The sequence below is a fragment of the Streptococcus sp. 29892 genome (assembly GCF_032594935.1).
Lineage (GTDB): Bacteria > Bacillota > Bacilli > Lactobacillales > Streptococcaceae > Streptococcus > Streptococcus hyiners.
The window spans coordinates 263964-280045 of the sequence record NZ_CP118734.1; the positions used below are offsets into that span (position 1 = coordinate 263964).

At 42.6% G+C, this 16082-nt stretch carries 8 protein-coding genes and 1 pseudogene; 7 read left to right on the forward strand and 2 right to left on the reverse strand.

The features are described 5' to 3' along the window. The first annotated feature begins 2 nt into the window (after positions 1-2). The 5 genes from grpE to PW220_RS01500 all read left to right on the forward strand — a co-directional run bounded on the left by grpE (position 3) and on the right by PW220_RS01500 (position 13874). A complete protein-coding gene (gene grpE / locus PW220_RS01480; RefSeq protein WP_002943082.1) occupies positions 3-515 on the forward strand; it encodes a nucleotide exchange factor GrpE in 513 nt (170 codons plus the stop codon). 255 nt (positions 516-770) lie between these two features. Beyond that, complete coding sequence (gene dnaK / locus PW220_RS01485) at positions 771-2594, forward strand: molecular chaperone DnaK (RefSeq protein WP_024417547.1); 1824 nt, start codon at positions 771-773, stop codon at positions 2592-2594. A gap of 258 nt (positions 2595-2852) precedes the next feature. After that, the gene (locus tag PW220_RS01490) at positions 2853-3488 is read left to right on the forward strand and encodes a DJ-1/PfpI family protein (RefSeq protein ID WP_248055404.1); all 636 of its coding nucleotides are present in this window, start codon (positions 2853-2855) and stop codon (positions 3486-3488) included. 308 nt (positions 3489-3796) lie between these two features. Beyond that, positions 3797-4933, forward strand: coding sequence for a molecular chaperone DnaJ (dnaJ, locus tag PW220_RS01495; RefSeq protein ID WP_248055405.1), 1137 nt, complete (start codon positions 3797-3799; stop codon positions 4931-4933). A 337-nt stretch (positions 4934-5270) separates the two neighbouring features. Beyond that, positions 5271-13874 (forward strand): MucBP domain-containing protein, encoded by an 8604-nt coding sequence (locus PW220_RS01500; protein WP_316716440.1) that lies wholly within the window; start codon positions 5271-5273, stop codon positions 13872-13874. 119 nt (positions 13875-13993) lie between these two features. Here PW220_RS01500 and PW220_RS01505 read toward each other — a convergent pair. After that, positions 13994-14484, reverse strand: a pseudogene (locus PW220_RS01505) (transposase); the annotation flags it as partial. A gap of 250 nt (positions 14485-14734) precedes the next feature. On the opposite strand from PW220_RS01505, the gene PW220_RS01510 reads away from it, so the two are divergent. Then, positions 14735-15187 (forward strand): pyridoxamine 5'-phosphate oxidase family protein, encoded by a 453-nt coding sequence (locus PW220_RS01510; RefSeq protein ID WP_248054960.1) that lies wholly within the window; start codon positions 14735-14737, stop codon positions 15185-15187. A 131-nt stretch (positions 15188-15318) separates the two neighbouring features. Next, positions 15319-15660: a metal-sulfur cluster assembly factor gene (locus PW220_RS01515; protein ID WP_172080562.1), complete on the forward strand. Its 342-nt coding sequence runs from the start codon at positions 15319-15321 to the stop codon at positions 15658-15660. A gap of 26 nt (positions 15661-15686) precedes the next feature. On the opposite strand, the gene PW220_RS01520 is transcribed toward PW220_RS01515, so the two are convergent. Then, the gene (locus tag PW220_RS01520) at positions 15687-16073 is read right to left on the reverse strand and encodes a DUF6176 family protein (protein ID WP_248054959.1); all 387 of its coding nucleotides are present in this window, start codon (positions 16071-16073) and stop codon (positions 15687-15689) included. Positions 16074-16082 lie beyond the last annotated feature (9 nt).

Below are 16082 nucleotides of genomic sequence, written 5' to 3' on the forward strand. Positions count from 1 at the left end.
CTTTGTCAGAAGAAATCAAAAACGAAGAAATCGTAGAAGAGGTTGAAGCAACAGAAGAAGTTGTGGAGACACCTGAAAAGTCAGAATTGGATTTGGCAAATGAGCGAGCGGAAGAATTTGAAAACAAGTACCTTCGTGCTCACGCTGAAATGCAAAATATCCAACGCCGTGCCAACGAGGAACGCCAAACCATTCAGCGTTACCGTTCACAAGACTTGGCCAAGAAAATCTTGCCAAGTTTGGATAACTTGGAGCGTGCCCTTCAAGTCGAAGGCTTGACAGAAGATGTCAAAAAAGGCTTGGAAATGGTACAGGAAAGCTTGATTCAAGCCCTCAAAGAAGAAGGGGTGGAGGAAGTCGCAACCGATGTCTTTGACCCAAATCTTCACATGGCCATTCAAACAGTTCCAGCCACAGACGATTGCCCAGCAGAACACATTGCACAAGTCTTCCAAAAAGGCTACAAGCTGCATGAACGCTTGCTGAGACCGGCTATGGTAGTCGTATCAGAGTAGCCACTCTGCTATTTCCCAAAAAAGAAACTTGACCGAAATGTCACAAAACTATGAAATTGTAAAAAAAGACAAGCCTTGAGCTTGTGGGCTGGCGAACATCGTGAGCTCATTCGATACTCTCCGCCGTGGCGGTAAATACGCAAAGTTTGAGACTAGAGGCTCAAACTTTAGTCAAAGAGACCGCAAAAGCGGGCTCTGACGGCGTCGCCACTTAAGGAGAGTATCACTAAAAGAAATAAAAAAGAGGTAACACATATGTCTAAAATTATCGGTATTGACTTAGGTACAACAAACTCAGCAGTTGCAGTTCTTGAAGGAACTGAATCAAAAATTATCGCAAACCCAGAAGGGAACCGTACAACTCCGTCTGTTGTGTCTTTCAAAAATGGTGAAATCATCGTTGGTGACGCGGCAAAACGCCAAGCAGTGACTAACCCAGATACCATCATCTCTATCAAATCAAAAATGGGAACTTCTGAAAAAGTTTCAGCAAACGGCAAAGAATACACACCACAAGAAATCTCAGCTATGATCCTTCAATACTTGAAAGGCTACGCTGAAGAGTACCTTGGTGAAAAAGTAACTAAAGCCGTTATCACTGTTCCTGCTTACTTCAACGATGCGCAACGTCAAGCAACCAAAGACGCTGGTAAAATTGCTGGTCTTGAAGTAGAACGTATCGTCAACGAGCCAACTGCAGCAGCTCTTGCTTACGGTTTGGACAAGACTGACAAAGACGAAAAAATCTTGGTATTCGACCTTGGTGGTGGTACATTTGACGTATCTATCCTTGAACTTGGTGACGGTGTCTTTGACGTACTTGCAACAGCAGGTGATAACAAGCTCGGTGGTGACGACTTTGACCAAAAGATTATCGATCACATGGTAGCAGAATTCAAGAAAGAAAATGGCATCGACTTGTCTGCTGACAAAATGGCTCTTCAACGTTTGAAAGATGCAGCTGAAAAAGCGAAAAAAGACTTGTCAGGTGTAACATCCACTCAAATCAGCTTGCCGTTCATCACTGCAGGTGCAGCAGGTCCGCTTCACTTGGAAATGACTTTGACACGTGCGAAATTCGATGAATTGACTTACGACCTTGTAGAACGTACAAAAATTCCTGTTCGTCAAGCTCTTTCAGATGCAGGTCTTAGCTTGTCAGAAATTGACGAAGTTATCCTTGTCGGTGGTTCAACTCGTATCCCAGCCGTTGTAGAAGCTGTTAAGGCTGAAACTGGTAAAGAGCCAAATAAATCTGTAAACCCTGATGAAGTTGTTGCTATGGGTGCAGCAATCCAAGGTGGTGTCATCACTGGTGATGTGAAAGATGTTGTTCTTCTTGACGTAACACCATTGTCACTTGGTATCGAAACAATGGGTGGTGTCTTTACAAAACTCATCGACCGCAACACAACGATCCCAACGTCTAAATCACAAGTCTTCTCAACTGCGGCGGACAACCAGCCAGCTGTTGATATCCATGTGCTTCAAGGTGAGCGTCCAATGGCAGCAGACAACAAGACTCTTGGTCGCTTCCAATTGACTGACATTCCTGCAGCACCTCGTGGTATTCCACAAATCGAAGTAACATTCGACATCGACAAGAACGGTATCGTTTCTGTAAAAGCCAAAGACCTTGGTACGCAAAAAGAACAAACTATTGTTATCCAATCTAACTCAGGTTTGACAGACGAAGAAATCGACCGCATGATGAAAGATGCAGAAGCAAACGCTGAAGCAGATAAGAAACGTAAGGAAGAAGTGGACCTTCGTAACGATGTTGACCAAGCAATCTTTGCGACTGAGAAAACTCTGAAAGAAACTGAAGGCAAAGGCTTCGACGCAGAGCGCGACCAAGCTCAAGCAGCCCTTGATGAGTTGAAAGCAGCTCAAGAAGCCAACAACTTGGATGACATGAAGGCTAAACTTGAAAACCTCAACGAAAAAGCCCAAGCCCTTGCAGTGAAACTCTACGAGCAAGCCGCAGCAGCCCAACAAGCAGCCGCAGGCCAAGAAGGTGCCCAAACAGCTAACAACGCAGGCGATGATGTTGTAGATGGCGAGTTTACTGAGAAGTAGTACTCTTCGAAATTCTTCACTAGGTTTCGTTAACTCTCCGCGATGAACTCCAGTTCAATCTTCGTCCAGTTGCCTAGCCTAGTCTTGAATTTCTTTGAGTATCTAGAACATGGAAAGTTATCTTTTTTCTGAAGTTCTTAGCTCGAACTCAGTTCTTATCTTCTCGAGAATAGAAATCATTATTAAGTCAAAATTCCAATCACAGAGGTTGCAACCCAGCCTCTGTTTTTGGGTAAATAACTGATGAGGAGGCTTTTCGTGAAAAAAGTTGCTTGTTTGCTTTATCCTAATTTTTCTCTTTATGAGATAGCTCCGTTGACTAGCACATTGGTGTTGAATTTTGGGCGAAAGATTGATTTTATTGCCTCTACTAAGGAAACGATTTATTCGGAGGACGGTTTACCTTGTCATGCCAACAAAACCTTGGAAGAGGTAAATATAGAGGAATATGATTGTATTCTTTGTCCAGGGACGATTGACTTCACTTCGGCTTTGAGAGATGAGCGCCTCATTCGATTTCTGGCTGGCTTAGATGGTAAGCCAATCAAAATTGCAGCGATTTCCTCTGCTCCACTCCTGCTTGCTAAGGCTGGATTATTGGAGAATACCTTATATACAGGTGGTATTTGGCAAAATTTCATTGACTATTTTGACTTTCTATCTGGAGAAAATTTTCGTCCCCTACCAGTATGTGAAGATGGGAATATTATCACAGGAACTGGTTTTACAGTAAATGCCTTTTCTCGCCAGGTTATAACCAGTCTTGGATTGATTGAAGATGCGACTATGTACTTCAAAGAAAGCGATGATTATTCTGCGGAAGACTTTATTTTTGAGTTGTCTGACGAAGAATTTGAAGAGTTCAAAGCAACATTTGAGAAAGATCCTAACTAATTTTACAGAAAGGAAAGTGTTCGTAATCGAACACGGGCTACTTTCAATATTTCAAAGAAAGGAATACAAGTTCGTTTATTCGAACACAGGCTAAAAACCTAGTGAAAAAGATAAACTTCCTAGTGTGTTAGGCACACAGCGTCAGTTTTCTGTTTTCACTTTTCCAAAACCATGATAGAAAGGAAAGTGTTCGTAATCGAACACGGGCTACGGACTGTGCCAAAAAGATAGTTTTTCCTAGGACGGTGAGGTCCTACGTCAAAACTCCTATTTTGGCTGTGTCCGCTTAACGCCCTTAGTATCTTAATATGAACAACACAGAATTTTACGATCGTCTGGGGGTTTCCAAGAATGCTTCGCCAGACGAGATTAAGAAGGCTTATCGGAAGCTTTCAAAGAAATACCATCCAGATATTAACAAGGATCCGGGTGCGGAGGATAAATACAAAGAAGTTCAAGAGGCTTATGAAACCTTGAGTGATCCGCAGAAGCGTTCTGCCTATGACCAGTTTGGTCCTGCTGGGGCAAACGGAGGCTTCGGCGGTGGAGCAGGTGGCTTTGGTGGTTTCGATGGAGCTGGTTTCGGTGGCTTTGAAGACATCTTCTCAAGCTTCTTTGGTGGTGGCGGTGCGACCCGCAATCCGAATGCTCCTCGTCAAGGGGATGACCTCCAATACCGTGTCAACCTCAAGTTTGAAGAGGCAATTTTTGGCGCAGAGAAAGAAGTTTCTTATCACCGTGAAGCTACTTGTCGGACTTGTACGGGTTCAGGAGCTAAACCTGGTACTAGTCCAGTAACCTGTGGACGCTGTCACGGCTCAGGGATTATCAATGTAGATACGCAAACACCACTTGGGACCATGCGCCGTCAAATGACCTGTGATGTTTGTCATGGTCGTGGGAAACAAATCAAAGATCCTTGTACAATCTGTCATGGAACGGGCCATGAAAAACAAGCCCATACAGTAACAGTGAAGGTGCCAGCAGGTGTGGAAACTGGTCAGAAAATCCGTCTGGCAGGTCAGGGGGAAGCAGGTTTTAATGGAGGTCCTTACGGAGATCTCTATGTGGTCATTCAAGTCCAGGCTTCAGATAAGTTTGAGCGTGAGGGGACAACAATTTATTATAAATTAGACCTCAACTTTGTTCAGGCAGCCTTGGGTGATACGGTCCATGTGCCAACCGTTCACGGTGATGTGGATATGGTGATCCCTGAAGGAACACAGACAGGTAAGACCTTCCGTCTGAAAGGCAAGGGAGCTCCAAGTGTTCGTGGGGGTGCCATCGGTGACCAGTATGTGACAGTCAATATTGTTACCCCTACAGGTTTGAACGACCGCCAACGCGCAGCCCTCAAAGAATTTGCAGCAGCAGGAAACATTGATATCAAACCCCATAAAAAAGGCTTCTTTGACAAGGTAAAAGATGCTTTTGAAGAATTGTAAAATAGCTGAGATAAAGTAAAGATACATAGAGTAGCTTCTCTTTCAGGAGCGATATTCTATTCTAAAATAAAGCAAAAAGGAAGTGTAATGTATTGCTTCCTTTTTCGTTGTGCATACTGTCTTTAAATAAACCTTGTTTTCTATTGTAAGAAAATATCTAAAATAAAGGAAAATTAGGAAAACAATCAAAAAAGTTTCATCAGTTCATGAAAAAAAGATACAAATCTTTTGAAAACAGTGATTATCAATGTTATAATGTAACGTATTTTAAAAACATGCCAGTATTAAAGTATCATGAATTGTACTTACCATACTGCGCAATTGGGAAGGATTTTACATGCGTAAAATAAAGAAAAAATCATTTGACTGGTATGGAACGAGACAACATTTCTCGATTCGTAAATACCATTTTGGAGCAGCCAGCGTATTGCTTGGTATGTCCTTGGCACTGGGTGCAGGCGGACAAGCAGTAAAAGCGGAAGAGACAGCTGCTTCATCAGAAGCACTTATTTCTACAACGGCGACATCTTCAATACAGGCTAGCTCAGAAGTTGCGTTAGCTACAAGTGTTGAGACGGCTGCTACTGAGACAGTAGCGTCTACACCAGCACCAGCAGCTACAACTACAGAAGTAGCAGCTACAGAACGTACAGCAACTATCAACTATATCGTTCAGTACCTTCTTGAAGATGGTACTCTTGTTGATGCAGTTGTGAAGACAACAACAGTCACAACGACTGATGCCCTTGCAAAAACAACAGTTGAAGTAGTAGCAGAACTACCAGAAGGCTATGAATTGGCTGAAGGTCAAGTAGAAACAACTTCACAAGAAGTAACAGAAGGTGCTGAAAACCTTGTTACTATCAAAGTTGTTAAGAAAGCTGAAGTAGCTGCAACTACAACAGCAGCACCAGCAGCAACTACGACAACAACAGAAACAGCAGCACCGGTTGCAATAACTCCTGTAACAGTTGAAGAAGGGAAAGTTGTCCTTGAGCAAAACATCTCAGAAGCACAACTCTTGTCAAATGAAGCTTCACGCTTGTATGCAACAACACAAGCTGGTAATGAGGCTTTGAAAGCAGCTGCTGACGCAACACAATTGGTAGCGACAGATGCAACTGCAGTCTTGAATGACTCACTTGCAACTCTTGAGCAAGTGAATGCTCAGATCGATGCAGTTCGTACAAACGTTGAGGCCTTGGCAGTTGAATTCCGTAAGTTCTCTACGGATGGTGAAATTTCAGTAGCCTTGTTCGAAGTGGCAGGAACAACAGCTGGTTTGAACAACATCGGTGATGATTTAGGTACACTTATCAAGACAGATACAACAGTATCAGTTCCAATGACAGATCCAGCAGGTGCAGCAGTAAGCTCACGTGTTCAATCTCCATATGCTCCAACAGCAGTAGATGACTACTATACTATGAACTATATGACAGTCAGCTACTACGATGCAATCATGGGGTATAGCCGTTACAAACCAACAGGTGGTACATCTACAGGTGGCGCTTACTTCCGTACTTCGATCAAGTCAGCAAATGTAGCAGATCCTATCCTTGTCGAATTGGTAGCCAAAGACGGCACGCTTCTTGAGAGCCACTACATGACACCAAACGTTTCTAAGGATTTCACATATTTCCAAGCTACATCTGGTGTGAATAAGCCAATGACAGCTACTATCCGAACGGATGTTGCTTCTGACACTGTTCTTGGTCAAATCTTTATCCAGTTCGATGATAACACTATCGCGACTGCATCGGATACAAGAAGTCTTCCAAGTACCCTAATCTCTCAACCGTGGGAATACACAACTTACTACAAGACGACTGCGGATTCTACAAACGAACCCCTTGCGACATATACTATCGTAGGTGTGCCAGGTAACACGGTAACCCCATCTGGCGTTCGTAAGTTCGGTGGTTATGAGTATGTCAATACAACTACTGAAAATATCCAAGTTAACCAAGTAGCAGGTGCTCCTTATGTAGAACGTACCCGTGCACACGTTAATGGTACCTACCACAAGTCTGTTGCGACACCGATGGGAACGGATGGTTCTATCAAGTTGGATCTCTACTTTGCGGATCCTAACTACGCAGGTACACCAAACTTTGAAGATACATCAAGTGAAGGCTTTATCAAGATTATTGAAACCCAAACAATGGGCTACACTCAGTCTAATACTACACAAATACTGAGCCCAGAATTGTTTGACAAATATCCAATCTACTTTATTGATGCCTCAACTGAAGCACCAGTTGGTACAGAAAAGGGACCCGTTCCAGTTAAAGGTACTCGTTTGACCTCTGCAGATCAAATGGATTTGAGCAAGTTGACAAGTACTGCTCAATACTACCAAATTACCTTCAAGGAAAATGCAGCGGCAGAAGAATTGTCATTTGCCCGTATTGGTTTAGGTGCCGTAGGTTCAACTAGACAACTCCGTATCGAGTATAACGTTAAGGCAGATGGTGCAGAAACACACGATCAAGCTGATGGTGAGGTTCGTGTAGCTACATACAAAGGTACATTCATCCCTATCACCCTTCAAAACCAGCCAAACATCATAACTGAAACAACTCACTGGTACCGTCCAGTTATCCAAGAAGCCATCATCCGTTACCAAGTTGAAGGTGAGGCAGGATATCTTGAAGAGTCAGCTACCTTGACAGGTAACCCAGGTACAGACATCACTTACTCAACTGAAGATACCATTAACAAGTATAAGAAATTGGGTTATGAGCTTGTATCTGACAACTTCACAACAGCCGCTGGTCAAGACTATGACTACGATACAGCTGTGAAACAAGAATTCCTTGTTGTCATCAAGCCTCTTACCAAAGAAGTTCCAAAGACTGCTGTACCAGGTGAGCCAGTAGATCCAACAGATCCAAACTCACCAGTATGGCCTGCAACTGTAGAAAACTTGGAAAGAACTCAAGAAGTAACTCGTACAGTTGAGTACAAGTATGATGATGGTACTCCAGTTCGTGTAGATGCTGCAGGCAATGTCTTGCCAAAAGACTCTACAGAAGGTACGCCACTTGTTAAGACTGAAACAGTAACCTTCACTCGCCCAGCTCAAGTTAACCTTGTAACAGGTGAAGTAACTTATGGTGAATGGGTAGCTGATACAACAGATACACTCAGCGGAAACCAAATCCCTGCTATCACAGACTACACTGCAACTCGTACAACCCTTGAAGGTGCAGATGCGCCTATGTCTGAAACAGTTATTCCTAAGAAAGTAGCTGCTACAGATGCGGACATCAACGAGGTTGTTTACTACACACCAAATCCTAAGTACGGAGATGTTGTTGTTAACTATGTAAACACAGATGGCAAAGTTATCGCAAATCCTGTTGTAGATACAAACGATGCCCTTGTAGGTACAGACTACTCTACAGCTGATCAAGTTCCAGAGAAGATTGTTGAAGATGCTACTGGTGATGTTTACTACTACAAAGAAATCAAACCAGAAGATGCAACTAAAGAAACTGGCACAGTCGTAGAAGGTACAACAGAAGTTACTTATGTTTACGAAAAAGCTGGTGACGTTGTTATCAAGTATGTGGATGTTAACGGTCTTGAATTGCAAGCTCCAGTTGCGGACACTACAGACGGCAAACCAGGTTCAGACTACAACACAGCTGAAGGTACTGAAAAACCAGCAACTATCACAGCAGGTGGTAAAGTATATGCTCTTGTTCCAGCAGGTGACTACCCAGTAGGTACAGTAGCAGCAGATAGCAACTTGGCTTCAGGCGCAACTCCAACAGGTACTGTTGAAGCAGGTGTAACTAAAGAAGTAACTTACGTTTACCAAGAAGTGAAATCTGACGTTGTAGTTGAGTACTACGATACAGAAGGTAACCCAATTTCAGGTACTGAAACAGGTAACGCAACATCTGTAGTGGATACAGAAGATGCTTCAGTTGGTACAGCCTATAATACAGACGATAAGAAACCAGCAACCATCACAGCAGCGGACGGCACAGTTTACTACTACAAAGAAGTGAAAGACACTTCTGCACCAACAACTGGTACTGTAGCAGAAACGACTACAACTGTTCAGTATGTTTACGAAAAAGCAGGCTCTGTCAATGTTAACTATGTAGATGTAAATGGTACTGAAATCGAGGCAGATGTATTGGATGTTGAAAACGGACAACCAGGTTCTAACTACGATACACTTGCGGACAACCGTCCAGATACAATTGTTGCAAAAGATGGTAAGACCTACAAACTTGTTCCAGCAGGTGACTACCCAGTAGGTACAGTAGCAGCAGACAGCAACTTGGCTTCAGGTGATGCTCCAACTGGTGCAGTTGAAGCAGGCGTAACTAAAGAAGTAACTTACGTTTACCAAGAAGTAAAAGGTAACGTTATCGTTAACTACGTTGATGAAAATGGTAACCCAATCTCTGGTATTACTGATGCAGGTACAGAAACTGCAAGCACAGTTGAAGACACACCAGAAAGCTCAACTGGTACTGAGTATAATACGACTGACCTTCGTCCAAACACCATCACAACTGCAGACGGTAAGATCTACAAACTTGTTCCATCTGCTATCCCAGCAAATGAAACTGGTAAGGTTGTAGAAGGTACGACAGAAGTAACCTATGTGTACGAATTGGTACAGGGTGATGTTGTTGTTCACTATGTAGATACAGAAGGCAACACAATCGCTAAAGATGTGACAGATACTAAAGTATCTGACACAGGTACAGCTTACGATACAACAGATAACAAACCAGCTAAGATCACAGCAGAAGATGGTACAGTTTACTACATCTTGCCACAAGATGAAGTGAAGGCTGGTTCAGCTCCTGAAACTGGTAAGGTTGTAGAAGGTACAACAGAAGTTACTTATGTTTACCAAAAAGCTGGTAATGTTGTTGTTAACTACACATTGGCAGATGGTACAGTTATCAAAGATCCTGTGAATGATGAAACGAACCAAGAACCAGGTTACGACTACAACACAACAGATAACAAGCCAGAAACCATCACAACAGCTGATGGCAAAGTCTACAAACTTGTTCCAGCAGCAACAATCGGTAACGAAACTGGTGATGTTGAAGCAGGTAAGACTATCGAAGTAACTTACATCTACGAAGAAGTTAAATCTGACGTCGTTGTAGAATACTACAACACAGCTGGTGAAGAGATTGCAGCAACTGTTGTCGATGAAGATGACAAGTCTGTTGGTACAGTCTACAACACAGATGAAGACAACCGTCCAGAAACTATCACAGCAGCGGACGGCACAGTTTACTACTACAAAGAAGTGAAAGACACTTCTGCACCAACAACTGGTAAAGTAGCAGAAACGACTACAACTGTTCAATACGTTTATGAACAAGCTGGTAACGTTGTTGTTAACTACATCGCTGAAGATGGTACTGTAATCAAGCAACCTGTAAACGATGAAACAAACGCTAAGCCAGGTACTGAGTACAGCACAACTGATAACAAACCAACTACTATCACAACAGAAGACGGTAAGACTTACGAGTTGATCCCAACTGCAACAATTGGTACTGAAGAAGGTACGGTTGAAGCTGGTAAGACAACAGAAGTGACTTATGTCTACAAAGAAGTGAAAGGTTCAGTCGTTGTTAACTATGTAACAACTGATGGCACAGTTCTTCAAGCGCCTGTGACAGACACACCAGAAACTTCAACAGGTACAGCTTACGACACAACAGACAACAAACCAACTACTATCACAACAGCAGATGGTAAGACATACAAACTTGTTCCAGCCCTTACTCAAGGTTCTGAAACAGGTGAAGTTGTTCCAGGTGTAACGGAAGTAACATACGTTTACGAAGAAGTTAAGGGTGATGTTGTTGTTAACTATGTAAACACTGCAGGTGAAGTAATCGCTCCTCAAGTAGTGGATACGAAGACAACTTCAACAGGTACAGCTTACGATACAACTGATAACAAGCCAGCTAAGATCACAGCAGCAGATGGCACAGTTTACTACTACAAAGAAGTAGACGCAACTTCAGCTACTGAAACTGGTAAAGTTGTAGAAGGTACAACTGAAGTAACTTATGTTTACGAGCCAGCAGGTTCTGTAACAGTTAACTATGTAACAACTGACGGTACAGTCATCAAATCTCCAGTTAAGGATGAAGAGAACGCTGAACCAGGTAAGACATACTCAACTGAAGACAACAAACCAACAACAATCACAACAGAAGACGGCAAGACTTACAAGCTTGTTCCAAACGCAACTACAGGCGAAGAAAACGGAACAATCACTTCTGGTGAAGACAAGCAAGTCACTTACGTTTACGAAGAAGTGAAAGGTTCAGTTGTTGTTAACTATGTAAACACTGCAGGTGAAGTAATCGCTCCTCAAGTAGTGGATACGAAGACAACTTCAACAGGTACAGCTTACGATACAACTGATAACAAACCAACTACTATCACTACAGAAGATGGTACTACTTACGAGCTTGTTCCAGTTCTTACAAAAGGTTCAGAAACAGGTAAGGTTGTAGAAGGTGAAACGGTTGTAATTTATGTTTACCGTAAGGTTGTTGCTCCAACTCCAGACGTGAAGACAGGTTCAGTTGTTATCCGTTATGTTGAAGCAGGTAACGAATCAAACGTTCTGAAAGACCCAGTTCTTGATGAGAATGCTGTTGTAACAGGTACTAAGTACGATACGACTGACGAAGGTGACAAGCCAGCTGAAATCGTGAAAGACGGCGTTCGTTATGTATTGGTTCCATCTAAGACAACTGCTGTAGATCCAAATGGTAACCCAGTTACTGAAACAGGTGAAGTTGCTGAGGGTACAACTGTAGTAACCTACAAGTACCAGAAAGTCGCTAACTGGATCCCACAACTTCCTGTAACTCCAGAGAATCCAACTCCAGTTAACCCAGTAATCCCTTACCCATTCGATCCAACTAACCCAGATAAGCCAATTGATCCAACAACACCTTACCCAGATGGTGAAGTTCCATCAATTCCACATGTTCCAGGCTACACACCAGTAGATCCTAAGACCAACGAACCATTGAAACCAGTTGATCCAACAGATCCAAGCAAGGGTTATGTGCCACCAACTCCAGACGAGTCAGGTATCGACACGCCAATCCCTTACGTTCAAAATGGTAACGTTGTGGTGAACTATGTGACTGAAGATGGTACAGTCATTAAGGCACCTGTTCAAGACGAAACAAACGCTCCAGCAGGTAAGTCTTATGACACAACTGACAACAAGCCAGCTGAGATTGTTACAGAAGATGGTTCACGTTATGTCTTGATCCCATCTAAGACAGTTGGTTCTGAAACAGGTACAGTTGAAGGTGGTAAGACAACTGAGATCACTTATGTGTATAAGAAAGTCGCTAACTGGATCCCACAACTTCCTGTAACTCCAGAGAATCCAACTCCAGTTAACCCAGTAATCCCTTACCCATTCGATCCAACTAACCCAGATAAGCCAATTGATCCAACAACACCTTACCCAGATGGTGAAGTTCCATCAATTCCACATGTTCCAGGCTACACACCAGTAGATCCTAAGACCAACGAACCATTGAAACCAGTTGATCCAACAGATCCAAGCAAGGGTTATGTGCCACCAACTCCAGACGAGTCAGGTATCGACACGCCAATCCCTTACGTTCAAAATGGTAACGTTGTGGTGAACTATGTGACTGAAGATGGTACAGTCATTAAGGCACCTGTTCAAGACGAAACAAACGCTCCAGCAGGTAAGTCTTATGACACAACTGATAACAAGCCAGCTGAGATTGTTACAGAAGATGGTTCACGTTATGTCTTGATCCCATCTAAGACAGTTGGTTCTGAAACAGGTACAGTTGAAGGTGGTAAGACAACTGAGATCACTTATGTGTATAAGAAAGTCGCTAACTGGATCCCACAACTTCCTGTAACTCCAGAGAATCCAACTCCAGTTAACCCAGTAATCCCTTACCCATTCGATCCAACTAACCCAGATAAGCCAATTGATCCAACAACACCTTACCCAGATGGTGAAGTTCCATCAATTCCACATGTTCCAGGCTACACACCAGTAGATCCTAAGACCAACGAGCCATTGAAACCAGTTGATCCAACAGATCCAAGCAAGGGTTATGTGCCACCAACTCCAGACGAGTCAGGTATCGACACACCAATCCCTTACGTTCAAAATGGTAACGTTGTGGTGAATTATGTGACTGAAGATGGTACAGTCATTAAGGCACCTGTTCAAGACGAAACAAACGCTCCAGCAGGTAAGTCTTATGACACAACTGACAACAAGCCAAACACTATCACTACAGAAGATGGTACAACTTATGAGCTTGTTCGTGTGGAAGGTTCAGAAACTGGTACTGTTGTAGGTGGTAAGACTACTGAAGTAACTTATGTTTACCGTAAAGTAGGAACACCTGCTAAGAAGGTTGTAACAAACCACGTTGACGAAGACGGTAACCCAATTGCACCGCAAGAAGAGGGAACAACACCTAACAAGTCAATCCCAGGATACGAGTTCACAGGTAAGACTGTAACAGATCCAGACGGTAACACAACTCACATCTACCGTAAGAAACCAACGACGCCAGTAACACCAGTTCTACCAGGTGAGCCAGTAACATCACCTGTAGCACCAGTTGTACCAGGTGAGCCAGTAACATCACCTGTAGCACCAGTTGTACCAGGTGAGCCAGTAACATCACCTGTAGCACCAGTTGTACCAGGTGAGCCAGTAGCGCCTGCAACACCAGTTGCACCTGCAGTATCTGCTAAACCAGCGGCACCAGCTACATCTGCTAAGTCAGGTGCGGCACAGTTGCCAAATACAGGTGAGTCAAGTACAGTAGCAGCTTCTGCCTTTGGTGTGGGTATGCTGGTTGCAGCACTTGCTTTGGCAGGTAAACGTCGTCGTAACGAAGACTAATTCAGATTTTTTCAAGAGGAATCTTTCTTGATAAAAAGAATATGAATGAAATAAGCAAGGGTTTAGGCCCTTGCTTTTTTGGCTCTTTGTCAACTGTAGTGGGAAGATGTCAGCTAACATTAAGAGAGAACGAAGTCCGTTTTCTCATTTTTGATGTTTAAGGCAATCAAAATCAGTTTTTTAAAGTTTTCATCTTCCTAAAACAAAGGCATTTCGTTTAATGACTTTGATGAGATTATTAGTAGATTCCAATTTTGCGTTGGAATAAGGCAATTCCAATGCGTTTAAACCTTGTCCTTATCTTTTAGAAACGTCTTGAATACCGTCTGGAAAATAGGGTTAATTGAGGAATTTTCCTGTTTGATGAGGTTAAAGAAATAGTCTAAGTTTTTTTCTTGGAAATGGGAAAGAAGGATTTGGTAGACTTGATGCTAGAATTTCAGTTCTTCTGAGAAATTCAGTGTCTTCTGAACCACCTCATTCTGTGCAAGGTTTGCCCAAAGGTACGGGAATGAAAGTGATTCTGGGACAGTTTACAGCTGTCTTTTAGGAGAGTGCGCCAGTGCTTTTTCATGGATCGATAAGGTATAGACCGCGTATCAAAAGTTTCACTTTACTATTTCTAGGCTCAGGAGTCTTAGTTACCTCCCTTACTCTTGCTTTATCCGATATAAACTCTTTTTGTGTGAGTTCGGTTGCTTTTCATTATTGGTCATATGGACTTTTTCTACATTCAAAAAGGCTCTTATAATCTTCTTTGTGTATTTTACTCACAGCAGTTTTATTGATCCGTATTTTTTCTTAACTTTCTTGTTAGAATTTGCTATAATCAAGGTAGAAAGAAGTCTAGGAGGTGTGCTATGGAATTGAAAGATATCATGGACATTTTGGAAGGAATGAAGGTAGGGATTTTTGCGACGGTTGATGAGGCGGGTAATCCTCATTCCAGACCGATTCATATCACAGCAGCGACGGAGGATGGCGTGTTCTTTATGACAGGTTCGGAAACTCATTTTTACCATCAATTGATGGGGGATGAGCGCCTAGCTATCACGGCCTTGTCTGAGGAAGATTATCTTATTCAAGTCATCCGAATTGAAGGAAAGGCTAGACCAGCAAGTCAAGATCTCTTGGAAAAGGTCTTTGCGGACAATCCTTATGTTCAACATGTTTACAAGGACGAGGAAAGTCGCAAGATCATGCAGATTTTCCAAGTTTATGAAGGAGAGGGATTCTATCATAGTCTGACACAAGGGCATAAGTATGTGTTCCAGATTGGAGAAGGTCAGTCGAAGGAGATGAGAGTGATCTAATTCTCTAGACAGAAAACTTCAAGAAGCTCTTTGGAGCTTCTTTTTGAATATTCAGACAATTAAGCTACATTTTCTTGAAAAATTATGAAAAATATGAGAAAATGATAAAAACAAGAAAGTTGAGAATTCCAATGAGAGATGATATAAAAATCAATGATCGAGCAGCTGCACTTTCAAGTCAATTGATCGAAGTCCTGGAGAATATTTATGATCCGGAAATTGAATTGGATATCTATAATTTAGGCTTGGTCTATGAAATTGATTTGGATGAGAATGGATTTTGTAAGGTCATTATGACCTTTACCGATGCTGGTTGTTCTTGTGCGGATACCATGCCAGGAGAATTGGTAGCAGCCTTGAAAACCATTGAGGGAATTGAGGATGCCCAGGTCGAAATCGTCTGGTCACCAGCTTGGAAAATGACCCGTATCAGCCGACTTGGACGGATTACGCTAGGTATCAGTCCAAAATAAAAAGAAAATGAGTTGCATAGAGCAGCTCATTTTTTAAATGTTTCATCGTATTGTTTATTTAGTTCTTCCATGGTTTCATAAATCGGCTTGGGAATCATGACAACCTGAGGTTCAAGATCCACCATATCGTAGCTGGAATCAATGCATTCATTCCAGTATTCTAGGTGTTTTTTGTCAATATAGGATTGGGAATGTTCTACCTCAATCCCGCCTTCTGCTTGGACGGAGTACCAGTAGAGGTATTCACGACCGTCCAGCACTTCACGGAAGATGGTTTCGACATACATTTTCTCTCCTTCAAGAGTGAGAAGGGTGTCTTCCATGCGGTCATTGAGAAAGGTCATCCACTGGTCAACGACAGCTGACTTCCCTTCTTTGACACGGAAACGGGATAGTTCGACGTTTAGTTTCATTTTTTCTCC